Origin of the sequence: Streptomyces sp., from assembly GCF_019510245.1 — a bacterium.
GTDB lineage: Bacteria > Actinomycetota > Actinomycetes > Streptomycetales > Streptomycetaceae > Streptomyces.
The window spans coordinates 1-22,891 of sequence record NZ_JAEKKT010000052.1; the positions used below are offsets into that span (position 1 = coordinate 1).

Consider the following 22,891-nt stretch of genomic DNA (forward strand, 5'->3'; position numbering starts at 1 on the left):
GGGACCGGCGGGTACGGGCGGTGGAGATCACGCCGCGGGGTCTCGAGCTGTTCGATGCGGCGCATGTGGCGGCGGAGCCGCTGGCCGAGCGCCTGGTGGCCGGCCTGGGGCCGGGTGAACGCGAACAGCTGACCGGACTGCTGACCCGGTTCGCGCACCCGGCGGACGACGGCAGAGCATGAACACGCCCGGACGGGGACCGGTGCGCACACGGCCGCATCGAAACGGACGGGGACGGTTTCCTACGGAGTGACGGCACCGCCCCGCCCGGTCCCGGCCACGAGCAGGGTGTCCGCGGCCGTTATGGCCTCGTCCACGCTCCGGGTACCCATCGTGATGCACAGCGTGTAACTCACGTCCTCAAGCTCGCGCTCCCTTTCCCGCCCCTCGTTCTCGGCGAGCGCGATCCGCAGGCACGCGTACCGGGTCAGCAGTCCTCTGACGACCTTCGGATCCGGAACAACGAGCACAGCCAGGCCCTCCCCTTCGACGTTCGTGTCACACCGGCGTGAGGGAAGACCGGTTGGCCCCGGCTTGTGTGACGACATGCGCTCAGGACTGACGATTTCCTGAGACGTGTGACCGCGGGAGACGGGTGATGTCACACGACGCCTGCGTGCCCGGTCTCCCGGTCAGAGGATTGTGCCGAGGAACGTGAATGTCTGTGTTGCGCTGGGCCTGGTGAGGGGGAGGAAGCCATATGGACGATGCTGACGCGGTACCGGTCGCGGAGTTGCTCGACGAGCGGCGGCACCTGCTGGAAGTCACCTACTGGATGCTGGGCGACTTTCGCGAGGCGGAGAACGTGGTCGGTGAGAGCTACCGCCGGTGGTACGGGCTGTCCGACGCGGAGCGTGGCCGGATCACCGCTCCCCGGCGCTGGCTCACGACGACCGCGGGCGGGATCTGCCTGGGCCTGCTCGCCCGCCCCCGTCGTGGCATGGGCGGTCAGCGGTACCGGACGGCGGAGCATCCCACGGAACCGGGAGACGCCGAGGACGCTCAGGCGGGCCTGGCGAAGGAGGTCAGCCGGGTTCTGCTGAACGCGCTGGACTCCCTCTCGCCGGCCGAGCGGGCGGCGTTCGTGCTCAACGACGTCTTCGGGATGGCCTCCGACACGGTGGCCGACATCGTGGGACGCCCGGAGCCCGAGTGCGCCGAGCTCGCCGACCGTGCCCGCCGCAGCCTTCGGATGCAGCGCTCGCGCGCCACCCCTCCCGATGAACAGGATCTCCTCGCCCGCACCGTCCGCCAGGCCTGTGCCGACGAGGATGCCGAACTGCTCGAGTCGCTGCTGTGCCCGGACGCCACGGCGTTCTTCGACGGCGGAGGCAAGGTCCGCGCACTGAGCAGACCGGTACACGGCAGCCGTCAGGTCGCCCACAGCCTGCTGACACTCCTGGCCCGCCACCCCCGCACCACCTTGACCACCCACTCCGTCAACGGGCGGACCGGCCTCATCGCCCGATACGACCGCCAGGTCGTCGCCGTCATCAGCCTCGACATCGCCGAGCACCGTGTCGCGCAGGTGTGGGTTGTCCTCAATCCCGACAAGCTGCGGTCCTGGAACCAGCCCCCCACCGGCCCGGACCCCGGCTCGCTCTGATCGCCGGGCGCCGACGGGTCAGCAGCCGTCGACGAACGTGACGGTCTCCTCGAGTGGCGCCCGGCCGATACGGGGTTGGCCTGCCGCGACGTCCTCGTGCCCGATCGACATGCCGCAGAAGAGCAGGAGTTCGTCCGGGGGCGACAGGACCTCCGCGACGGTCCTGTGATACTTCGCCCAGGCCATCTGCGCGCAGCTGTGCAGCCCTTCGGCGCGGAGCAGCAGCATCACGGACTGCAGATACATGCCCAGGTCCGACCACTGGGGCCGGCCCATGCAGCGGTCGACGTAGCAGAACAGGGCGGCGGGTGCCCCGAAGCAGTCCCAGTTCGCGGCGGCGGCCCGCTGCCGCGCCTCCAGGTCCGCACGCGGAATGCCGAGCGCGCCGTAGCGCTGCTCGCCGAAGGCGGATCGGCGCTCCTGGTAAGGGCTCTTGAGGGCTGGAGGGTACTGCTCGTACTCGGGCTCGTCCCAGGGGTCGCTCGCGGCTATGCGTGCGCCGGAACGCTTTTTGAGCTCGGCCAGCGGGCGGCCGGTCAGTACGTAGACGTGCCACGGCTGGAGGTTCGAGGCGGACGGCGCCCAGGCCGCGGCGGACAGCACCCGCTCCAGCGCCTCCCGGGGCACCCGCTGGTCGGTGAATCCGCGGACGGCGCGCCGACTCGCGACAGCCTCGTAGACATTCATGATCGCCTGCACCTCTTTTTCCTTGACACCTCCAGGATCGTCTCACTTGCAATTGTATCGGTCAATACTATCTCGGGCGAGCAGGGGTGGTGTCTGCGGAGTGGGGGTTGGCCTGTTCATGCCTTGCCAGTAGTCCGGTCAGCTGTTCGCGTTCACCCGGCCCCAGGCCGGCCACCAGGCGCTCGGCCAGCGGCTCCGCCGCCACATGCGCCGCATCGAACAGCTCGAGACCCCGCGGCGTGATCTCCACCGCCCGTACCCGCCGGTCCCAGCGGACGCAGCGCCTCCGTCATCACCCCGGCCACCCGCCCATGCGCCCGCCGCAACAGCAGGGCGAAGGCGAAGGGTGAGGCGTTCCGGGGATGGTCGGTGGCGCGCGGGATGGCTGAGGGGGCGGCTCCGTGGGGTGCGTGGATGGTCACGACGTCACAATACAGCCATAGGCGCATTCGAGACGGTTTCACTTGAGCCGGTCACCCTGGGCTGAGGAGCCGCGCTCCGGTCCGAGTCGTGCCCTCGCAGTCACTTGACTGATGCATGGAGGCCTCGGCCCGTTCCACCCTCGTAGTGACCAGGTCCACCGGAGCAGGTGAGGACCTTCCGAGCCGGCCCACGCCCTGTGCGCGGCCCTGTGGACGCCGATCCGCAGCCGTCGTGCCGGGAAGACGAGAAAGGACGCATCATGAGCGGCAAGGTCTTCGACACCGACGACGGGCCGGAATGTGCTCACGGAGCCGGCAGGCACCGGTGGGACGGCCACGCGAGGCGGGGTGACGAGCCCGAGCCGGTGACATGCCGAACGGTCGTGGCTCTTCTCGAAGAGGGTGCGGCGCTGCCGGTCACGACAGATCTCCGCTACGACAGCGCGGAGCCGTATTCCGTGTTCATGGCGTTCAACGCGGGCAGTGATCCGGTCGTCGAGTGGGAGTTCGGCCGTGAGCTCCTGGCCTCCGGCAGGCGGCGGCTCGACGGCTTCGGTGATGTGCAGGTCTGGCCGGACGAGATCCGCGGCCATGGACTGGTGTACCTGTCGTTCCGGTCGGGGCGGGAAACGTTCGTCGTCGCCGCGTCCGCGGTGGTCATCGACGAATTCCTGACATCCACCTTCGACGTCGTGCCCCTCGGCCAGGAGGGGAGCTTTCCGGGGCTGGAGAGCTTCGCCGGCAAAGAGTCGTTCGACTGATGCTCCACCCTCACCGACGGGAGGGCCGCCCTCGGCTAGTAGCATGCTGAGCGGAACACCCCCCTGGCGGAGAGAAGCTTCACGTGCTGTGCCCCCTGCTTGCCGTGCCGACGAGTCGTCGTCCGGCGCCTGAGCATCCCGCGGGCGCACGGGTGGGGACGGGGATGCCGCGAGCCCCGCAGACGGCAGGATCCGCACGCGTGTGATCGGGCGGGACGAGGAACTGCGCACCCTGCGGGGGCTGCTCGCGGACGCTGCGGCCGGGCACGGCGGTGCACTGCTGGTGCACGGCGCCGCCGGCGTCGGCAAGTCGGCTCTGCTGCGCACGGCCGGGGCCGAGGCCGCCGAAAGCGGCTTCAAGGTGCTCCGCACCTCCGGGGTGGAGCCCGAGCAGTGGCTGCCGTTCGCCGCACTGCAGATGCTGCTGCAGCCTGTCGCCCGTGGCATGAAGGACCTGTCGGATCCGCACCGGTCGGCACTGAGCGCCGCGTTCAGTGCCAGGGATGCCGAGTCCGAGATCTACCGGGTCGGGCTGGCCGTGCTTGAACTGCTCGCCGACGAGGCCGGCCTCCAGCCGCTCCTGCTGCTGGTGGACGACCTGCAGTGGATCGACTCCTCGAGCCGGGACGTGCTCAAGTTCGTCGCCCGGCGCATCCATGACCTCGCCATACAGGTGATCGCCGGCGCCCGGGTCCAGTACTCCGAGTCGTACGGACACCGGGACCTGCCGCTGCCACCGCTCACCGGGCCGGCCGCCGCCGAGCTGCTCGACACCGTCGCGCCCGACCTGCCGCCGCCGTTGCGGGCCCTGATCCTGGAGCGTGCCGCGGGCAATCCGCTGGCCCTGGTGGAGCTGCCCAAGGCCGTGCAGGGCGTGACCGCGCAGCTGGACGACCTGCCGCTGACCCAGCGGCTGGAGGACGCGTTCTCCGCACGTACCGATGCCGTGAGCCGGGAGTGCCGCACGCTGCTCCTGGTCCTCGCCGCTGAGCCGGCCGCGCCCCTGAACCTCCTGCTGGATCTGGCGAGCCGCCTCTGCGGCTCGGCGGTCACCGTCGACGCGGTGCAGGAGGCGGTCGACGCGGATCTGGTCACCCTGGTCGGTTTCACCGCCGAGTTCCGCCATCCGCTGATGCGCACGGCGATCTACACCCACGCGACACTCGCCGATCGGCTGGCCACCCACCGTGCCCTCGCGGCGGTGATGGACGGCACCCCGGAGCGCCAACTCGCCCACGAGGCAGCGGCCACGATCGGACCGGACGAGGAGCTGGCCGCCCGGCTCGAGCGTTTCGCCGACGCCTCGCAGGCCGACGGGAAGGCGGCCGCTGCCGTCCCGGCGCTGCGTCAGGCGGCCGACCTTGTCCTCGATGCGCAGCGCCGCACCGGCATCCTGGTCCGGGCGGCCGAGTTGTCCGGCGAGATCAACCACCGCATCAGCGTCCAGGCGCTGCTGGATCGCGTCGACATGAGCGTGCTGGACCCGGTCGAGCGGGCTCGTCTGATGGTGGTGTCGGACAGCGCTGCTTTCGAACCGGGCGAGCCGGAGCGACGGATCCAGGACATGGTCACCGCGGCGGCCGGAGCTTTCGACGCGGGAGCCGCAGACGTCGCGGAGAACCTGTTGTGGCGAGCCAGCGCGCGGTGCTTCTTCCAGGACGGCGACGCACAGGTGCGCGCCCGGGCCGCAGCGGAACTCGACCGGTGGAATCCCGATCCGAACGCCCCGCACGTGCTCGCGGTGCGGGCTTATACCGAGCCGTACCGGCACGGGGCCGACGTGATCGCGCGGCTCGACGCCGTCGGAGCAGACCATCAGGACGGCCGGATCCTGCATTTCCTCGGCAGCGGCGCGATGGTGACGGGCGACGTCGGTCGCGCCGTCCAGTACCTCGCGTCGGCCGCCGCGGCATGGCGTTCGCAGGGCCGGCTCGGCCTGCTCGCCCGTTCCCTGGCCGCCAGCTGGCCGCAGGTCTACCTCGGTCGGCTGGAGCGGGCTCGCGAGGAGTCCGCCGAAGGGCTGGCCCTGGCCGAGGAGACCGGGGAGTGGATCGTCTGGCTGGGACTGAAGGCTACGGCCGGCCTGGTGGCGGCGCTGCGCGGGGAAGTCGAGCAGGCGGCGCGGACGACCGGCGAACTGCGCACGCACGGCCTGTTCCCGGGAATGCCGTTCGTCACCGTGATGGCACAGCAGACCGACGGCCTGCTCGCGCTCTTCGACGGCCGCGCAACGGAGGCGTACGACGTTCTGGCGCGCGCCTTCGACCCCGCGGATCCGCACTACCACTCGGTGAGCCGCTGGCTGCTCGCGCCGGACCTGGCGGATGCCGCGGTCGCCGCGGGCACCGTGCGGCAGGCCCGGGACCTACTGGCCGATCTTCCGGAGCTGGCCGGACGGCTGCCCTCGGAAATGATGGTGGTGGCGCACGCCTACACCGACGCGGTGCTGGCTCCGGACGACACCGCGGAGGAGCGTTACGCCGCGGCCCTGACCGCACTGCCGGCCCACTGGACGCTGTCCCGTGCCCGGCTCCGGCTGCACCACGGCCGCTGGCTGCACCGCCGACGCCGCAACGTCGACGCCCGGCACCCGCTTCGGCTGGCCCGTGCCGAGTTCGACCGGGTCGGCGCGCGGCCCTGGGCCGAGATGGCCCGCGAGCAGCTGCGTGCCACCGGCGAGTCGAGCGGCCAACGGCACGCGAACACCGGCGACCAGCTGTCGGCCCAGGAGATGCAGATAGCCGTGCTGGCGTCCCAGGGGCTGAGCAACCGGGAGATCGGCCAGCGCCTGTTCATCTCGCACCGCACCGTCGGAGCCCACCTGTACCGCATCTATCCGCGCCTCGGCATCACCGGCCGAGGCAAGCTGGCGGCCGCCCTCGCCGAGTTGCCGGACGAACAGGCCATGTCGGACGTCTGACGGTTACGGCGCCGGGAGGTCCGGGGACGGTAGGCGGATGACGGCCCAGCCCCGTTTCGCAGTCACGACCACGGGCCCGGGACTGTGCCTCCGGACGACCGCGCCACGCCGTTGAGGCACATGCAGAACGGAGACCCGGCGCGCTGTTCCACGCCCCGGGAGGCAGCGGCGGTCGAGCCATACCGTTCGCGGTAGGTGGAGCGGCGGGCCCCGTCGAACTGATCGCGCAGCCTCTCCGGACAGGGGGCGCGCTCCCCGGCCGGGAGCAGAGGCGCGAGCGCCTTCCACTGGTCGTCGGTCAGACCGTGGCGACGATGTTCATGACCAACGCCGATCAGGAGCCCAGCACCCGGCGCGCCGCCTCGTCGTGCACGTCGAGGATCCGGCGGGCTTGGGCGAGGAGGAGTCGGCCCGCCGCGGTGAATCGGGCGGTCCGGCCGGGCCGCCCCACCCGGCCGTCCCAGTGCCCCGTCGATCACATTCGCGGCACATCCACCGAGGTGCTCACCCGCCCGCGTCCGTCGGCCGGTCACGCCTGGACGGGCGGCGCCGGTACCACAGTCCGGACACGTTCGCTGTTTCGCCCATGGTTCGGATCGACGCGGCAGGCGGTGCCGGGCCGACCCGGCCGCTGCCGTCGTCGACCGCTGCCGGTCACACCCGCGTCCCGCACCCGACCTGATCAAGCCTCGCCGCCGAGGAGGCTCACACCCGGCGGGACCGTCGCTCGGAGCTCTCGCACCAAGGCGCGCACGACCGAGGATCCGCCCAGTTCCGGGCTGGTGACATAGCCGACCTGGCGTGTCGGGCGCTCGGGGCCGAGATCGGTGATCCCGACCGAGTGCGCTGCTCCGACCAGGGAGAGCGCCGGCATGATCGCCATTCCGTGACCTCCGCTCACCAAGGAGAGTACCGCTCCGTCGTCCTCGGCCACGACGGCCGCCTTCGGGATCCAGTCCTGCGCCGCCCACCAGTCGCGGGTGTACGAGCCACAGTTCTCGGCCCAGTCGACCAGCGGCAGCGAACGCGGGGCGGCGTGACCCGCCGGGTGGACCAGGGCGTACGGCTCGTCAAGCAGTCCCCGCGCGACCAGGCCCGGAGGAAGCGGTACTGACCCTCCCAGTGTGGCGATGGCTATGTCGGCTCTCCCGTCGGCCACTTCGCCGATGGTGCCCCGTCCCACCTCGCGGACGATACGCACTCTGGGCTCGATCCCGGGATGCCGGGCGCGCAGCCGCCGCAGGACGGCCGGCAGCAGGTGGAGAGCCGCGCTGCGGAAGACCGCGATCCGCAGTGGTCCCTCGACGGCATCGGGCCGGACCGCGCCCCGTGCCTCGGTGGTCAGGACGTCCAGCAGGCGGAGGATGCGGCGGGCGTGCGCGACGGCCTTCTCTCCGGCAGGGGTGGGGCGGGCACCGGTGCGGCCGCGGTCGAAGAGGACGGCACCGATCTTGCGCTCGCTGCCGCGAACCGAGTGGGACACCGCGGACTGGGTCAGACCGAGCGTGTCGGCCGCGGCCGAGAACCCGCCGGTGTCCGCGACCGCGACCAGGACGCGCAGTTCCCGCGGGGCGAGATCGGAGTCGGTCGTGTGGGCCATGGGGCGTTCACCTCCCGGTATGAGACCTGCTCATGGAACGGCATGACGCATGAGCCCAACCGGCTGCCCGGGCGGCGCATTCCCGCTCTACGGTCCGGGCATGAACGGGACCGCGCTCACCGTGCACCAGACCGCCCGCCCGCACGGCTTTCCCACCGCCGCGCACTTCGCCTTCGTGGAGTCCCCGCTTCCCGAGCCCGCGGTCGGCAGCGTGCTCGTGCAGAACCTCTACTGGTCCGTCGACCCGTATCACCGCGAGATGATGGACGACGTGCCCGGCGGCTTTGTGCTCGACGCACCGCTGGAGGGCCGCGCCATAGGGCGAGTCGTCGCCTCGCGCACGCCTCGGCTGGCCGCGGGAGAGATGGTTTTCCACCGGCAGGGCTGGCGCACCCACGCGGTGGTCACTCCGGAGGAGGTCCGTCGGCTGCCCCGCTTCGACGGGGTGCCCCTGACCGCGTACCTGAGCACGCTCGGAGGCACCGGCCTGACCGCCTATGTGGGCCTCACCCGGATCGCGCGGCTCCGGGAGGGCGAGGACCTGTTCGTGTCGGCCGCGGCGGGCGGGGTCGGCACGGCGACCGGGCGGTTCGCCGGACTGCTCGGCGCCGGACGGCTCGTGGGCTGCGCGGGCTCGGCGGCGAAGGCCGCCCACCTGGTGCGGGAGGTCGGCTACGACGCCGTCTTCGACTACCACGAGGGCCCCGCCGCCGATCTGCTCGGCAAGGTCGCGCCGGACGGCATCGACGTGTTCGTCGACAATGTCGGCGGCGAGCAACTGGCAGCTGCGGTGGGAGCGCTGCGCGAGTTCGGGCGCATCGTCCGCGTCGGCACGATCAGCCAGTACAACACCCCCGACGCGACATTGCCGCGCTTCGACTACGCGGACATCGTGGAGAAGAGCATCCGCATGGAGGGCTTCTTGGTCAGCAACTACCTTGACGTGCAAGAGGAGTTGTACGAGTTCGCGGTGCCGCATCTGCAGAGCGGCCGGCTCACTCCGGACGAGACGGTGGTCGACGGTTTCGAGCACATCGTGGACTCCTTCCTCGGAATGCTGCGCGGCGAGAACACCGGCAAGATCATCGTGCGGGACCATACAGAGGCCCTTCCGCTCAGCGGTGTGCGAACTCCGGAGACGAGGAATCCGTCGACGCGCATGCCGAGCGGCTGACCGTGTTCCGGCTCCCGGCCTGGCGAACTACCCCTGTCAACCGGCGCCGCAGACGACTTTCGGCGGCCGTCTCGGCCCGGCCCGGACTCAGCCCGCGGCCGCCAGGTGGGTTGTCCGGCCGTGCGGCGCCGTCGAGAAGCGGTCCGTGACCTCGGCCGACGCGGGGGCGACGGTCAGCCGGCCGTCGGTGTCCGTGGAGATGTCCCTGTCGAGCGTGCACCAGCCGGGCAGGATGTGCGCCGCGCCCATGGCTGAGGACCGGGCGCAGCGCGTAGTCGATGGCCAGCACGTGCGCCGTGCTGCCGCCGGTCGCCAGCGGCAGCACCGTCTTGCCGGCCAGTGCGTACTGGGGGAGCAGGTCGAGCAGCGACTTCAGGAGGCCGGAGTAGGCCGCCTTGTTGATCGGCGTGCCGATCACCACGCCCTCGGCCCGCTCGAACAAACGCACGCCCGCCCCCTGACGGCCACTCAACGGGCCGCCCCCTGAACCGCCGGAGCGACCGGTCGCCAGCCCAGCTCGGGGGCGACGAGGTGCCGCTATGTCGTGCAGGATCTGCTCGTACTCCCCTCGGTGGAACTCGTACGGCAACTCCAGGCGCAGCTCGTGGACTTCGGCGAGCACCGGGTCGGCGGCCAGTCGCTCCAGGATCTGCTCGGCGGTGCCCACCACGTCCGGGGCGAAGAGGATGTGCTTGGGGCCCTGCGGTGCGAGGGTCCGCTCGTGGCGGCTCGCCGCGTAGGCCCGGTAGCGGGCACGGGTGGCGGCGTCGGCGCTGTCGAGGGGGACGATCACCCGGCCCACGGCCACGCGCGGCGTACGGTCCGGCGGCAGCGCGTGCCGGTACTCCGACAGCAGGTTCAGCTGGGCCGTGGTGAAGTCGTCGGTGCCCTCGCCGGTGACGATGTTCCCGGACAGCAGACTCAGGCCCTGCCCGGCGGCCCAGCGGACCGAGCGCAGGCTGCCGCCGCCGTACCAGATCCGCTGCGCCAGCCCGGGGTTGTGCGGTTGCAGCCGGGGGCGCTGGACGTTGCCCGGCGAGTGGATGACGGTGTCCGGGCCGCCGAGGTAGTCGCCGCGCAGGTTCTCCACGACCCGGGCGATCCTGCCGTACGACAGGTCGAAGCCGCGCCAGTCGCCGTCGTACACCAGGTCGCCGAGCAGCTCGGCGTGCGGCATGCCGGTGCTGAAACCGATCTGGAGCCGGCCCCGGGACAGGACGTCGGCCAGCGCCAGATCCTCGGCGAGCCGGAACGGGCTCTCGTAACCGATCGGGATGACCGCGGTGCCCAGTTCGATGCGCTCGGTGCGCTGCCCGGCCGCGGCGAGGAACACGGCCGCCGAGCCGACGCCGTGTTCGAGGTGGCGCTGCCGGATCCAGGCGCCGTCGTAGCCGAGCCGCTCGCCGTACTCGAACAGCCGGAGGGTCTCCTCCAGGCCGGTGCAGGGGTCGTCGTCCGCGAAGTTGCCGGGCGTCAGGAAGGCCAGGGAGGTGATGGCGGGAGTCCTCATGCTGATCCTTGACCGGTGGTGGTTGCCGTGGCGGGGGAGGGAACACGGCCGCCGGGGATAGCCGCCAGCAGCTCGCGGGTGTAGGCGTGGCGGGGCGCGGAGAACAGGTCCTCGGGCGGACCTGTCTCGACGATCCGGCCGGCCCGCATGACGGCGACCTGGTGGGCGATCTGCCGTACGACGGCCAGGTCGTGGGAGATGAACAGGTACGCCACGCCGGTGTTCGCCTGCAACTCGGCCAGCAGGTCGAGGACCTGGGCCTGCACGGACACGTCGAGCGCGGAGACGGGCTCGTCGCACACCACCAGGTCGGGGGAGAGGGCGAGGGCACGGGCGACGGCCACCCGCTGGCGCTGGCCGCCGGACAGTTCCGCCGGGCGGCGCTCCAGTGTCGCGGCGGGCAGTGCGACCCGGTCGAGCAGTTCGCGGGCGCGGTCGAGCCGGGTGGCGCGGTCGCCGACCTTGAACGCCCGCAGCGGCTCGGTGATCACCTCGCCGATGGAGAAGCGCGGGTCGAGTGAGGCGTAGGGGTTCTGGTAGACCAGCTGGGCACGCCGGCGCAGCGCCCTGACCTCGGTGCCCTCGGCGATGGTGACGTCGGTGCCGTCGAACAGCACCTGCCCGGAGGTCGCCTCGGTCAGGCGCAGTACCAGCCGGGCGGTGGTGGACTTGCCCGAGCCCGACTCCCCGACCAGGGCGAGGGTCTGCCCGCGCCGCAGGGTGAGGCTGACGTCGTCGACCGCGCGCAGGGTCCGGGCCTCGCCGCCGGCCCGCGGCAGCCTGAACTCCTTGACCAGGTTGCGTGCCTCGACCAGGGGAGGCGCCGTGTCGGGCGGGGTGGTGGAGACCGGCGTACGAGGGCGGGCCGTGGTCAGGCTCGGGGCGGCGGCCAGCAGCCGTCGGGTGTACTCGTGCTGCGGGTCGGCGAGGACGGCCCGGGTCTCGCCCGCCTCGACGACCTTGCCCTGCTCCATGACCACCAGGCGCTGGGCCCGGTCGGCGGCCACCCCGAGGTCATGGGTGACCAGCAGGATCGCGGTGCCCGACTCCTCGGTGAGGTGCTGGAGATGGTCGAGGATGACCCGCTGCACGGTGACGTCCAGCGCGCTGGTCGGCTCGTCGGCGATGATCAGCCGGGGCTTCGCCGCGATCGCGACCGCGATCAGGGCCCGTTGCCGCATGCCGCCGGACAGCTCGTGCGGGTACTGCCGGGCTCGGACGGCCGCGTCGGGCAGCCCCGCCCGGTCGAGGACGGCGACCGCCTCGGCCGCCGCCCCACGCCGGGTCGCCAGGCCGTGGATGCGCAGCACCTCGGCGACCTGCTCGCCGATCCGCTTCACCGGGTTGAGCGAGACCGTCGGATCCTGCGGGACCAGTCCGATCTGCGCACCGCGCACGGTACGCAGCTCCGCCTCGGAGAGAGTGGCCAGGTCGTGCCGGCCGAAGCGGACCGTGCCCGCGTCGATGGTGCCGTTCGCCGCCAGCAGCCTGGTGACGGCGTGCGCGGTGGTGCTCTTGCCGGAACCGGACTCACCGACCACGGCGGTCACCTGCCCCGGCCATACGTCCAGGTCCACGCCGCGCACGGCCGGCACCGTGCCGCCCCGGGTGCGGTACGACACGGACAGGCCGCGGATCTCCAGGAGTGGTGTGGTCACGTCCTCACCGTTCTCGCGTGCGTCGACGCTTCTGTGTGCGTCGTCGTTCTTGTGTGCGTCGTCGGTCATCGCTGCCGCGCCCATTCGCCGTCCAGGGCCCGCGCGATGCGGTTGGCGGCCAGCACCGTCGCGGCGATCGCCAGACCGGGCAGCGCGGTCAGCCACCAGGCATTGGCCAGGTAGTTGCGGCCGTCGGAGATCAACGTCCCCCACTCCGGGGCGGGCGGCGGTGCGCCGTAGCCGAGGAAGCTCAGCGCCGACACTGCCAGGATCGAGGAGCCGAAGTCCAGGGTGGCCAGCACCATCACCGGCCCTGCCGCGTTGGGCAGGACGTGCCGGCCGAGCACCGAGTACCAGCGGGCGCCGCAGGACCGGGACGCCTCGACGAACACCGCCTGCCGCACCCGCAGCACCTCCGCCCGCGCCACCCGCGCGAAGGAGGCGACACTGGCGATACCGACCGCGACGGCCACCTTCACCGTCCCGTACCCGAGCGCGGTGACCAGCGCCAGCGACAGGAACAGCGCGGGGATGGCGAGGAGGACGTCGACGAAGCGCATCAGCACGTCGTCCACCCAGCGGCCCACGAACCCGGCGACCGCGCCGAGCAGGCCGCCGACCACGAACGCCACCAGGACCGCGATCAACGTGGCCTTGAGGGAGAGCTGGGCGCCGTGGACCACCCGGGAGAAGACGTCGCGGCCGAGTTCGTCGGTGCCGAACCAGTGACTGCCGCTCGGGCCGCGGAAGTTCTGGGACGGTACCCCCTTCAGCGGGTCCTGCGAGGTGAACAGGTCCGGCCAGAATGCGGCCAGCACCACCAGCACGATGACGACGGCGGACAGCAGCAGACCCGGGCGGCGCAGCAGGAAGCGGAGCACCCGGCGGATCCCGGCGGGGCGGCCGGGTTCCGCGGGGGTTCCGTCCCCGACCGGCCGGGCGAGGCCGAGGGCGGCCTCGGCCCGGTCGTCGACAAGGCTCTGACTCATGCGAAGCTCGCCTTTCTTTCCGAGGCCACCACGATCCGCGGGTCCAGCAGCGGATAGACGAGGTCCACGAGCAGGTTCGTCGCCACGAAGATCAGCGCGCCGACCACCACCACCCCCTGGACCAGCGGGATGTCCTGGGTGGTGACCGCCCCCGCGGTCACCCGGCCCAGACCGTCGCGGGAGAACACCGTCTCGACCACCACCGAACCGGCGATCAGCTGCCCGACCAGCAGGCCGCCGACCGTCAGCGCCGGCAGCGACGCGTTGCGCAGCGCGTGCCGCAGATGCACCCGCCACCGGCCGGCGCCCTTGGCCCGCGCGGTCTCCACATAGGCCTGGTCCAGCGCGGTCAGCAGGCTCTTCGCCAGCACCTGGGCGACCAGTGCGCCGGTCGGGACCGCCAGCGTGAGCGCGGGCAGCACGAGTCCCTTCAGCCCGTCGTTGCCGAACGCCGGGAACCAGTGCAGCTTGAACGAGAACGCCTCGACGAGCAGCAGACCCACCCAGAACGTCGGGACCGACACGCCCAACGGGGGCAGTGACAGCAGCAGTTGGCGTAGCCACCGCCGCGAGGTGTACGTCGCCACCACCGCGAGCCCGCCGCCGAGCACCACCGCCAGCAGCAGTGCGGCACCGGTCAGCTGGAGCGTCTGGGGCAGCGCGTCGGCCAGGGTGGAGGTCACCGGGCGGCCGGTGGAGACCGCGTCGCCGAAGTCCCCGCGCACCGCCCGGCCCAGATACTCCGCGTACTGCACCAGAACCGGTTTGTCGAAGCCGTACTCGTGCCGCAGTTCCGCCAGTTGGGCCGGGTCGACCTGCCCGGTGTCCATCCCGGCACCCGCCATCGCGGAGACCGGGTCACCGGGCAGGAAGTCCAGCACCAGGAACGACACCGTGTACGCCGCCCACAGCACTCCGACCGCCTGCACCAGCCGTTTGATCACATAGCGGCGCATCGGCTAGCCGATCCAGGTGTCGTGCAGCTGGACGCGGCTGCCGGAGTCGAAGGCGAGGCCGTGCACCCTGTCCGCGACGCCCAGTTGGGTCTGGAGCTCGACCACCGGTACGTCGTACGCGTTCTGCACGATCAACCGCTGTGCCTCGCCCACCAGTTGCCTGCGCTTCGCGGTGTCCGTGGTCGCGGCCTGCGCGGACAGTGCCGTGTCCAGTGAACTGGCGGGCAGGTGGTAGAAGTTGCCCAGCTGGGTGGAGAAGGAGCTGCGCAGGATGTCCGGGTCGGCGCGGGTCGTGTTCCCCCACACCACGTCGAAGTCACCCGACTGGACGGTGGTGGCGAACTGGGTGACCGGGAGCTGCTTGAGCACCACGTCGATCCCGACCGCCTTGAGCTGCTGCTGGACCAGCTCCAGTGCGGGCTGGTTGGTGGCCGCGTTGGGGAACCAGCTGATGGTCAGCGTCAGCTTCTTGCCGCCCTTGGTACGGATGCCGTCGCCGCCGGCCTTCCAGCCGGCCTGATCCAGCAGGGATTCGGCCCGGGCCGCGTCGAAGGCAAGGCCGGAGGAGAGATCGGTGTAGCCGGGTGTGGTGTGCGCCAGGATGCTGGTCGCCGGCTGGGTGCCGGTCGGGAAGACGGTGTCGGCGATCTGCTTGCGGTCGACGGCGGCCGAGATCGCCTGGCGGACCTTCGTGTCCTTCAGCAGGGGCAGCGCGTTGTCGAGCCCCAGGCCGAAGACCACACCGGGGTTCGCCCGGCTCCGGAGGGTGACGTGGCCGCCCTTGAGCGCGGCCTCGTTGGCCTTGCCGACGCTGCTGATGGCGTCCACCTGCCCGGACTGCAGACTGCCGGCCCGCACCCCCGCCTCGGGCACGACCTTGAACACCAGCTTGTCCAGGTAGGCCTCGCCCTTCTTCGACCACAGCGCGGAGCCCCAGTCGTACCCGGTGCGCCTGCCCAGGGTGACCGACTGGTTCTGCACGTACTGCTTCAGCACGAACGGCCCGGACCCGACCACGCCCTCGCTGCACTTCTGCTGCGGGGACTTCCTGACGCTCGCCGACGACTCGATTCCCAGTGAGTGGGTCGACGTCGCCTGCAGGAACTGGGCGTTGGGCTGCCTGAAGGTCACCTTGACGGTCAGCGGGCCGACCGCGGTGGTGCTCCTGACACCGCTCAGGTAGCCCTCGGCGAGGGTGCCCAGGGCGCCGAGCTTCGGCACCGCGTCGAAGTTGTCCTTGACCACCTGGGCGGTGAGCTTCGACCCGTCGCTGAAGGTGACACCCGGGCGCAGATGGAACGTGAACGTCGTCGCGTCGGCACTGATGTCCCAGCTCCTGGCGAGCCACGGCACGATCTTGCCGGTCCTCGGGTCCTGGTCGGTCAGGGAGTCGACGATCTGGCGCACCGAGTAGATGGTGTCGTTGCTGGCGACCTGCTGCGGATCCACGCAGCCGGCGTCGGAGCCCACCGCGAAGGTCAGGGTGCCGCCGGACTTCGCCCGGCCGCCTCCGCCGGAGCTGTCGTCGCCCGAGCCCGAACCGCACGCGGTCAGAAGGACGCTGGTGGTCAGGAGCGCGGCGAGGGGCGCCCATCGGGAGGGTCTGAAAGCAGGAAGTGCTGTCACGGACGGGGTTCTCCTACTCGTGTCACCGAGGCACGACGCGCACGGGTGCGCGGGGGCGTGCAAATGTGTGCGGCCCGGGCGGATCGGCTCCGGCCGGGGATGCGCCGTGCGGACAGGGGCGTTGGCATGCGGACGGCACCGGGAACCGGTGGCGAGGGGACAAGGAGCGCGCGGACGGCGCGCAGCGGCCGGGGCCGGTGACGGAGGTCAGCCGGCGGCGACCGGGCCGGTCAGGCGCGACAGAGGCAGCTGGTCGAGCGCTTCAGATCGATGTGGCGCCGGCGCGAGAGCCGGGAGTACGCCGTGGCGTCGGCGGGGGAGGCAGCAGGGTCGTCGCTGTGCCGCATGCCGAACCTCCCCGTCTCTCCGGCCCCGGTCAAGGAGCCACGCGCTTGCGGGAGTCGTCGGTGACCCCGCCGGGCTTTCACCTGGAGCACCCCACCGCGAGGGAGGGTTGCCGGTCAGCGAGCCAGGGCTTGACGCTGACACTCAATGCCGTTGGCGATGCTACGGATCGGTTTTGTCGTACGTCAATGCCGCACATCGTCCGTGGCTGTCGCGGACGGTACGCTCACCGGCCGTCGCGCGAACGTCCAGCGGAGGAACGGCCCTCGACCGACCGCCGGGGCGCGACGTCGAACCCGTCCCGGTGTGGGAGCGTGCCAGTGGAGACGTCGAGGAGTCCCTGCGGGTCTTCGGCCGTCCGGAGCAGCTCGCCGCCTGGCGGCGCACCGCCCCGACGTCGCCGCGGTCACCGTGTGAACCAGCCGAAGGAGAGCCGCCCATGACCACGTTCCCCACCGCACAGGCCGTGCGGACCACCCCGGAGGGCCTCCTGTGGGAGCCCAGCGAACGCTGGGTGCGCGGCCGCAAAGGCGACGTCACGGTCGTCGACAGCCGCCATCCCGTCCTCGTCTGGGAGCCCGGTGTTCCGGTACCCCTGTACGCGTTCCCGCGCGCGGAGGTCCGCGAGGAACTCCTGCGTCCCGCGAGGAACCCGCCGACCGGCACCCACACCGGCTCGCGGATCTTCTACGACGTCGAGGTCGACGGCGAACTGCTGGAGAACGCCGCCTGGACCTTCCCGGCCGCCGACCTGGCCGACCACATCGCCTTCGAGTGGTTCCGGCGCGTCGGGCGGGGCCTCGACCACTGGTACGAGGAGGAGGAAGAGATCTTCGTCCACCCCCGTGACCCGCACAAGCGGGTGGACGCCATCCCCAGCAGCCGCCACCTCGTGGTCGAGATCGACGGCACGGTGGTCGCGGACACCCGCCGCCCCGTGCTGCTCTTCGAGACCGGCCTGCCCACCCGCTACTACATCCCGCCCGAGGACGTCCGCCTCGACCTGCTCGAAGCCACCGACCACCACACCGGCTGCCCGTACAAGGGCACCGCCGAGTACTGGTCGTGGCGTGGCGAGGCCGACGTCCCGCCCGACGTCGTCTGGAGCTATCCGGACCCGCTGCCCGCCGTCGGCGCCGTCCGGGGGCTGTTCGCGTTCTACAACGAGGCCGTCGACATCACCCTCGACGGCGAACGGGTGGCGCGTCCCGTCACCCACTTCACCAAGGCGCTCACGGAGCAGCAGCGCACCTGACGGGCGGACGAGCGCCGCCGCCGTCCCCGCGGGCGGACCGGTTGCCGCGTGCCCAGTCGTCTGGAAAGTGCGCTCTTGTCATGACAGCGCGGGACGGCGGACTCTGGCAGCAGGCACGGCGGTACGCGTACCGGACGTCGGATCCCCGACGGCCCTGAGGCGGCTCAGGAGGCTCCCGGATGTCGGTTTCACCGGAGTGCGGCATCGATGGTCCTGCCCTTACCGAGCACGAGGCGGAGGCGCTGGTCGAGGGAATCTGTTTCAAGACCGGCCCGCCGCGCAGCGTCGGGGTCGAGGTGGAATGGCTCGTCCACCGGGAGCGTGCGCCGCACGACCCGGTGACCCGGGACGAGCTGGCAGCGGCCCACGCCGACCTGCGCACCCTCCCGCTGACGTCCGGGCTGAGCGTCGAGCCCGGCGGCCAGGTGGAACTCAGTTCCCGGCCGGCCCCGTCGCTGGCCGTCTGCGTCTCGGAGATCTCCGCCGATCTGGCCGCGGTGCGCACCGCACTGCGCGAGCGCGGCCTGGCCCTGGCCGGGATGGGCGTCGATCCCTGGCAGCGCCCTCGCCGGTTCCTGCGGGAGCGGCGCTACGACGCCATGGAGGCCTGCCTGGACCGTACCGGCTCCGCCGGGCGCACCCTCATGTGCACGTCGGCCTCCGTCCAGGTGTGCCTCGACGCGGGCCGGGAGGAGCCCGGCGTCATGGGGTTCGCGCGCCGCTGGTGGCTGGCGCACCATCTGGGCGCGGTCCTGGTCGCGGCGTTCGCGAACTCGCCGATGGCCGAGGGCCGTGCCACGGGCTGGCTGTCCACCCGGCAGCTGAAGTGGACGGAACTCGACCCGGGCCGGGCCGGTGGGCCCTCCCTGACCCACGACCCGCGCCACGCCTGGGTCCGGCGGGTCCTCGACGCGCCGGTGATGTGCGTACGCCGGGACGGCCCCTGGGAGGTGCCGGACGGCGTGAGCTTCCGCGAGTGGACCCGCTCGAGCTCCATGCGCCCCCCGACCCGCGCGGACCTCGACTACCACATCAGCACGCTGTTTCCCCCGGTCAGGCCGCGCGGGCACCTGGAACTGCGCATGATCGACGCACAGCCGGGCCACGACGGGTGGATCGTCCCGCTCGCGGTGGTCACGGCCCTGTTCGACGACCCGGAGGCCGCCGCGATCGCGCACCGCGCCGTGGCGCCCCTGGCCGAACGGACCGCCGGCGCCCCGGCACCGCACAACCCGCTGTGGACCGCCGCGGCCCGCCACGGACTCGCCGACCCCGGACTGCGGCGTGCCGCCGTCACCTGCTTCACCGCGGCGCTGGAGGCCCTGCCCCGGCTGGGCGCGAGCACCAGGGTCATGGACACCGTCGCGGCCCACGCCGACCGCTACGTCCGACGCGGCCGCTGCCCGGCCGACGACGTGCTCAGCCCGCCCGGCGTCGCTCGGGAGCAGCGCGGTGGGTGAGGGGGCGCGCAGGCCGAGGTGTTCGCGCAGCGTACTGCCGGAGTACCCGGTGCGGTAGACGCCGCGTTCCGGCAGGTCCGGGACGAGCAGGTCGACGATGTCGTCGAGACCGTCGGGGGCGAGGTACGGCGTGAGACGTTGAAGCCGTCGGCCACGCCGTGCCGCCCGAAGCGAGCAGACCGACCGAGCATTGAAACCGTTCAATCACTGTGGTCCGCGACTTGTTCGCCGCTCGTCCCCACGGCGATTCCGGATGGATCCAGTCACGAAAATCCCTGCACGACGATTGACCCCCGCCTCGCCCGGCTTCTACGTTACCCACGCCCCTCCGAATTGAATCGATTCAGGCGTCGGTTCGTTTCATCCGTGTGAGTGAGGAGTCGCAAATGATCAGCAGGAGGAACATTCTCGCGGGCGCGGCCGCCACCGTCGCTGCGGCCGCGGCCGGCGGTGTGTCGGCATCGCCGGCGTCGGCTTCCGGACAGCCGCAGCCGCAGGCACAGGCGCATTCGGGCAAGGCGGGTGACGGGCTCAGCGTCGCCGCGCCCACCGTCGAGTACGTGCGGCACCCCCTGGGCCTCGACGTCCAGCACCCGCGGCTGAGCTGGCCGTTGGTCTCCGGCCGGGTGGACGTGCGGCAGAGTGCCTATCAGGTCCGGGTCGCCACCACGGCCTCGAAGCTCGACCGCCCGGACGTCTGGGACAGCGGGAAGGTCGCCTCCGGTGAGTCCGTCCTCGTGCCGTACTCCGGCCCCGCGCTGAAGTCCCGGACGCGCTACCACTGGTCCGTGCGGGTGTGGGACGGCGAGGGCAGGGTCTCCGGCTGGAGCGCGCCCTCCTGGTGGGAGACCGGGCTGATGGGGACCGGACAGTGGACCGCCGACTGGATCTCGGCACCGGCGAGCCTCACCGACGCACCCTCGTTCGAAGGCGGTTCGTGGATCTGGTTCCCCGAGGGCGACCCGACGAGCAGCGTGCCCGCGGCCACCCGCTGGTTCCGCCGCACCGCCGAACTGCCCGCCGGGATCACGTCGGCGACGCTCGCCATCACCGCGGACAACGTGTACGCCGTCTCCGTGAACGGCGTCGAGGTGGCGCACACCGACCTCGACACCGACAACGAGGACTGGCGCCGCCCGGCCGTGATCGACGTCCTGGACCGCGTGCAGGCCGGCGACAACGTTATCGGCGTCTCGGCCACCAACGCGACCGTGGGTCCCGCGGGACTCGTCGCCGTCCTCGTGGTGCGCACCGCCGCGGGCGAGCAGAAGGTGTTCACCGACGCCGCCTGGAAGGCCACGGACACGGAACCCGCCGACGGCTGGCGTGAGCCGGGGTTCGACGACGGGGGCTGGCCCGCCGCCAGGGTGGCGGCCGCCTGGGGCGGCGGGCCGTGGGGGAGGGTCGTCCCGGTGTCGTACGCCGTCACCCAGCTGCGGCACGAGTTCCGACTCCCGCGCAAGAAGGTGACCCGCGCCCGCCTGTACGCCACGGCGCTCGGGCTGTACGAGGCGCACCTCAACGGCAGCCGCGTGGGCGACGACCAGCTCGCGCCGGGCTGGACGGACTACCGCACGCGCGTCCAGTACCAGACGTACGACGTCACCGCGCTCCTGCGGCCGGGCGCCAACGCCATCGGGGCGTATCTGGCACCCGGCTGGTACGCGGGCAACGTGGGCATGTTCGGACCCGGGCAGTACGGCCAACACCCTGCCCTGCGAGCGCAGTTGGAGGTGGAGTACGCGGACGGCACGAGCGGTCGCGTCACGTCGTCCGCCGACTGGCGGGCCGCCACCGGGCCGATCGTCGCGGCCGACCTGCTGAACGGCGAGACGTACGACGCCCGCAGGGAGACCTCCGGCTGGACCTCGCCCGGCTTCGACGACGCGAACTGGCCCGGCGCGCGCGGTGAGGGCGACATCGGGCCCGCGCTGATCGTCGCGCAGGTGGACGGCCCGGTGCGCGTGGAGCGGGAGTTGACCCCGCAGGGGGTGACCCAGCCCAAGCCCGGCGTGTACGTGTTCGACCTGGGCCAGAACATGGTCGGCTCGGTACGGCTGCGCGTGTCGGGGGACGCGGGCACGACCGTGCGGCTCAGACACGCCGAGGTGCTCAACCCCGACGGCACGGTCTACGCCGCGAACCTGCGGAGCGCGGCGGCGACGGACACGTACACCCTCAAGGGCGGCGGGGAGGAGGTCTACGAGCCGCGTTTCACCTTCCACGGGTTCCGCTACGTCGAGGTGACCGGATTCCCGGGCACCCCCACGGCCGAGGCGGTCACCGGGCGCGTCATGCACACGGACGCCCCCTTCACGCTGGACTTCGAGACCGACGTGCCGATGCTGAACCAGCTGCACCACAACATCACGTGGGGTCAGCGCGGCAACTTCCTCTCCGTGCCGACCGACACTCCCGCGCGCGACGAGCGGCTGGGCTGGACCGGCGACATCAACGTCTTCTCGCCCACCGCCGCCTACACCATGGAGTCGGCCCGGTTCCTGTCCAAGTGGCTCGTCGACCTGCGGGACTCGCGGACCTCGGCGGGTGCGTTCACGGACGTGGCCCCGGTGGTCGGCACCCTCGGCAACGGCACCGCGGGCTGGGGCGACGCGGGCGTCACCGTGCCCTGGGCCCTCTACCAGGCCTACGGCGACCGCCAGGTCATCGCGGACGCCCTGCCGTCCGTCCGGGACTGGCTGACGTATCTGGAGCAGCACAGCGACGGACTGCTGCGCCCCGCCGAGGGATACGGCGACTGGCTGAACGTCGACGACGAGACCCCCAAGGACGTCATCGCCACCGCGTACTTCGCACACAGCGCCGACCTCGCGGCCCGGATGGCGGCGGAACTCGGCGAGGACGCGGACGCCGCGGCGTACCGCGACCTCTTCGGCCGGACCAGGGCCGCCTTCCGGAGCGCCTACGTCACCGCCGACGGCAGGGTGAAGGGCGACACGCAGACGGCGTACGTCCTGGCCCTGTCCATGGACCTGCTGCCGGACGCCCTGCGCCAGGCCGCGGCCGACCGCCTCGTCGCCCTGATCGAGGCCCGGGACTGGCACCTGTCCACCGGCTTCCTCGGCACGCCCCGGCTGCTGCCCGTCCTCTCCGACACCGGGCACACCGACGTCGCCTACCGGTTGTTGCAGCAGCGCACCTTCCCCAGCTGGGGCTACCAGATCGACCGGGGCTCCACCACCATGTGGGAGCGCTGGGACTCCATCCGGCCCGACGGCAGTTTCCAGGACCCGGGCATGAACTCCTTCAACCACTACGCCTACGGCTCGGTGGGGGAGTGGATGTACACCAACATCGCCGGCATCGCGGCAGGCCGGCCCGGATACCGCGAGATCATCGTCCGTCCCCGTCCGGGCGGCGCCGTCACCACCGCCGAAGCCCGCTTCACCTCGGTCCACGGTCCCGTCGCCACCAAGTGGCGGCAGCGGTCCGGCCGTTTCACCCTGACCTGCACGGTGCCGCCCAACACGACCGCGGAGGTCTGGATCCCGACGGACACGCCGAAGAAGGTGACCCACACGCACGGGACCTTCCTGCGCCAGGAGGACGGCTGCGCGGTCTACCGCGTCGGCTCCGGCACCCACGAATTCACCGCCTGACACCGGCTCGTCCTGGACCGCGAGGCGGACCGCACACCCACGCGTCCGCCTCGCCGCCACACACCACAGTTGTTCGCTCCCGCCCCATTGTGTTGAGGCTTGCGCCCCCTTACTGTTCGACTTTGCCCGAGTCTGTTTGGTGTTGATTGCTCAGTCGCTCTGGAGGCCGCGGTGCGGAGTGATCGGATCGGTTCAGAGGCTGCGAGACCCGGTTGGCGCCGATGGTGGCGGCCCGTCCTCGCGGCGGCCGCGACCATCGCCCTGGCCGCGGGCATGACCGCGCCCGCGGCGGCGGCGCAGGA

At 71.8% G+C, this 22,891-nt stretch carries 15 protein-coding genes, 4 pseudogenes and 1 riboswitch; of the genes and pseudogenes, 8 read left to right on the forward strand and 11 right to left on the reverse strand.

From position 1 onward, the window contains the following. Positions 1-182 (forward strand): annotated as a pseudogene (locus JF597_RS02130) (MarR family transcriptional regulator); the annotation flags it as partial. A gap of 60 nt (positions 183-242) precedes the next feature. Here JF597_RS02130 and JF597_RS02135 read toward each other — a convergent pair. Continuing rightward, the gene (locus JF597_RS02135) at positions 243-470 is read right to left on the reverse strand and encodes a DUF5133 domain-containing protein (protein WP_293987809.1); all 228 of its coding nucleotides are present in this window, start codon (positions 468-470) and stop codon (positions 243-245) included. Positions 471-700: 230 nt separating this feature from the next. Between JF597_RS02135 and JF597_RS02140 the strand changes: the two genes are divergently transcribed. Next, positions 701-1,606, forward strand: coding sequence for a sigma factor-like helix-turn-helix DNA-binding protein (locus tag JF597_RS02140; protein ID WP_293987812.1), 906 nt, complete (start codon positions 701-703; stop codon positions 1,604-1,606). 18 nt (positions 1,607-1,624) lie between these two features. Here the strand turns inward: JF597_RS02140 and JF597_RS02145 are convergent, their stop codons facing one another. Next, positions 1,625-2,293, reverse strand: coding sequence for a nitroreductase (locus JF597_RS02145; protein ID WP_293987814.1), 669 nt, complete (start codon positions 2,291-2,293; stop codon positions 1,625-1,627). 682 nt (positions 2,294-2,975) lie between these two features. Between JF597_RS02145 and JF597_RS02150 the strand changes: the two genes are divergently transcribed. Both JF597_RS02150 and JF597_RS02155 read left to right on the forward strand, forming a co-directional pair. Beyond that, positions 2,976-3,476, forward strand: a complete 501-nt coding sequence (locus tag JF597_RS02150) for an SsgA family sporulation/cell division regulator (RefSeq protein ID WP_293987816.1) — start codon at positions 2,976-2,978, stop codon at positions 3,474-3,476. Positions 3,477-3,678: 202 nt separating this feature from the next. Next, positions 3,679-6,396: an AAA family ATPase gene (locus tag JF597_RS02155; RefSeq protein WP_293987818.1), complete on the forward strand. Its 2,718-nt coding sequence runs from the start codon at positions 3,679-3,681 to the stop codon at positions 6,394-6,396. Positions 6,397-7,078: 682 nt separating this feature from the next. Here JF597_RS02155 and JF597_RS02160 read toward each other — a convergent pair. Continuing rightward, positions 7,079-7,996: a LysR family transcriptional regulator gene (locus JF597_RS02160; RefSeq protein ID WP_293987820.1), complete on the reverse strand. Its 918-nt coding sequence runs from the start codon at positions 7,994-7,996 to the stop codon at positions 7,079-7,081. Between the two features lie 100 nt (positions 7,997-8,096). On the opposite strand from JF597_RS02160, the gene JF597_RS02165 reads away from it, so the two are divergent. After that, positions 8,097-9,170: an NADP-dependent oxidoreductase gene (locus tag JF597_RS02165; RefSeq protein WP_293987823.1), complete on the forward strand. Its 1,074-nt coding sequence runs from the start codon at positions 8,097-8,099 to the stop codon at positions 9,168-9,170. A gap of 87 nt (positions 9,171-9,257) precedes the next feature. Here JF597_RS02165 and JF597_RS02170 read toward each other — a convergent pair. From JF597_RS02170 to JF597_RS55435, 7 genes and pseudogenes are all read right to left on the reverse strand, one after another. Continuing rightward, positions 9,258-9,612, reverse strand: a pseudogene (locus tag JF597_RS02170) (NAD(P)H-dependent oxidoreductase); the annotation flags it as partial. Positions 9,613-9,861: 249 nt separating this feature from the next. Next, positions 9,862-10,680, reverse strand: a pseudogene (locus JF597_RS02175) (LLM class flavin-dependent oxidoreductase); the annotation flags it as partial. Then, positions 10,677-12,407: an ABC transporter ATP-binding protein gene (locus JF597_RS02180; RefSeq protein ID WP_293987826.1), complete on the reverse strand. Its 1,731-nt coding sequence runs from the start codon at positions 12,405-12,407 to the stop codon at positions 10,677-10,679. The pseudogene JF597_RS02175 and the gene JF597_RS02180, both read right to left, overlap by 4 nt. Next, a complete protein-coding gene (locus JF597_RS02185) occupies positions 12,404-13,327 on the reverse strand; it encodes an ABC transporter permease (protein WP_293987829.1) in 924 nt (307 codons plus the stop codon). Before JF597_RS02185 ends, JF597_RS02180 begins: the two co-directional genes overlap by 4 nt. Further along, a complete protein-coding gene (locus JF597_RS02190) occupies positions 13,324-14,283 on the reverse strand; it encodes an ABC transporter permease (RefSeq protein ID WP_293987832.1) in 960 nt (319 codons plus the stop codon). Before JF597_RS02190 ends, JF597_RS02185 begins: the two co-directional genes overlap by 4 nt. A gap of 3 nt (positions 14,284-14,286) precedes the next feature. Next, positions 14,287-15,909: an ABC transporter substrate-binding protein gene (locus JF597_RS02195; RefSeq protein ID WP_293987835.1), complete on the reverse strand. Its 1,623-nt coding sequence runs from the start codon at positions 15,907-15,909 to the stop codon at positions 14,287-14,289. Positions 15,910-16,139: 230 nt separating this feature from the next. Next, positions 16,140-16,256: a putative leader peptide gene (locus tag JF597_RS55435; protein WP_366916370.1), complete on the reverse strand. Its 117-nt coding sequence runs from the start codon at positions 16,254-16,256 to the stop codon at positions 16,140-16,142. Between the two features lie 36 nt (positions 16,257-16,292). Next, positions 16,293-16,406: riboswitch (SAM riboswitch) on the reverse strand. A 287-nt stretch (positions 16,407-16,693) separates the two neighbouring features. On the opposite strand from JF597_RS55435, the gene JF597_RS02200 reads away from it, so the two are divergent. Together JF597_RS02200 and egtA are read left to right on the forward strand one after the other, a co-directional pair. After that, on the forward strand, positions 16,694-17,509 hold the full coding sequence (locus JF597_RS02200; protein ID WP_293987838.1) for a DUF427 domain-containing protein: 816 nt from the start codon (positions 16,694-16,696) through the stop codon (positions 17,507-17,509). A gap of 179 nt (positions 17,510-17,688) precedes the next feature. Beyond that, the gene (egtA, locus tag JF597_RS02205) at positions 17,689-18,969 is read left to right on the forward strand and encodes an ergothioneine biosynthesis glutamate--cysteine ligase EgtA (protein ID WP_293987841.1); all 1,281 of its coding nucleotides are present in this window, start codon (positions 17,689-17,691) and stop codon (positions 18,967-18,969) included. On the opposite strand, the pseudogene JF597_RS02210 reads toward egtA, so the two are convergent. Next, positions 18,929-19,151 (reverse strand): annotated as a pseudogene (locus JF597_RS02210) (F420-dependent methylene-tetrahydromethanopterin reductase); the annotation flags it as partial. The gene egtA and the pseudogene JF597_RS02210 sit on opposite strands and share 41 nt — an antisense overlap. Before the next feature lie 204 nt (positions 19,152-19,355). On the opposite strand from JF597_RS02210, the gene JF597_RS02215 reads away from it, so the two are divergent. Continuing rightward, the gene (locus JF597_RS02215; protein WP_293987844.1) at positions 19,356-22,589 is read left to right on the forward strand and encodes an alpha-L-rhamnosidase; all 3,234 of its coding nucleotides are present in this window, start codon (positions 19,356-19,358) and stop codon (positions 22,587-22,589) included. Positions 22,590-22,891 lie beyond the last annotated feature (302 nt).

Coding starts and splice junctions, on each gene's coding strand:
- JF597_RS02140 (WP_293987812.1), top strand. CDS start 701: ATGGACGATGCTGACGCGGTACCGGTCGCGGAGTTGCTCGACGAGCGG.
- JF597_RS02145 (WP_293987814.1), bottom strand. CDS start 2,293: ATGAATGTCTACGAGGCTGTCGCGAGTCGGCGCGCCGTCCGCGGATTC.
- JF597_RS02150 (WP_293987816.1), top strand. CDS start 2,976: ATGAGCGGCAAGGTCTTCGACACCGACGACGGGCCGGAATGTGCTCAC.
- JF597_RS02160 (WP_293987820.1), bottom strand. CDS start 7,996: ATGGCCCACACGACCGACTCCGATCTCGCCCCGCGGGAACTGCGCGTC.
- JF597_RS02165 (WP_293987823.1), top strand. CDS start 8,097: ATGAACGGGACCGCGCTCACCGTGCACCAGACCGCCCGCCCGCACGGC.
- JF597_RS02180 (WP_293987826.1), bottom strand. CDS start 12,407: ATGACCGACGACGCACACAAGAACGACGACGCACACAGAAGCGTCGAC.
- JF597_RS02185 (WP_293987829.1), bottom strand. CDS start 13,327: ATGAGTCAGAGCCTTGTCGACGACCGGGCCGAGGCCGCCCTCGGCCTC.
- JF597_RS02190 (WP_293987832.1), bottom strand. CDS start 14,283: ATGCGCCGCTATGTGATCAAACGGCTGGTGCAGGCGGTCGGAGTGCTG.
- JF597_RS55435 (WP_366916370.1), bottom strand. CDS start 16,256: ATGCGGCACAGCGACGACCCTGCTGCCTCCCCCGCCGACGCCACGGCG.
- JF597_RS02200 (WP_293987838.1), top strand. CDS start 16,694: ATGACCACGTTCCCCACCGCACAGGCCGTGCGGACCACCCCGGAGGGC.
- egtA (WP_293987841.1), top strand. CDS start 17,689: ATGTCGGTTTCACCGGAGTGCGGCATCGATGGTCCTGCCCTTACCGAG.
- JF597_RS02215 (WP_293987844.1), top strand. CDS start 19,356: ATGATCAGCAGGAGGAACATTCTCGCGGGCGCGGCCGCCACCGTCGCT.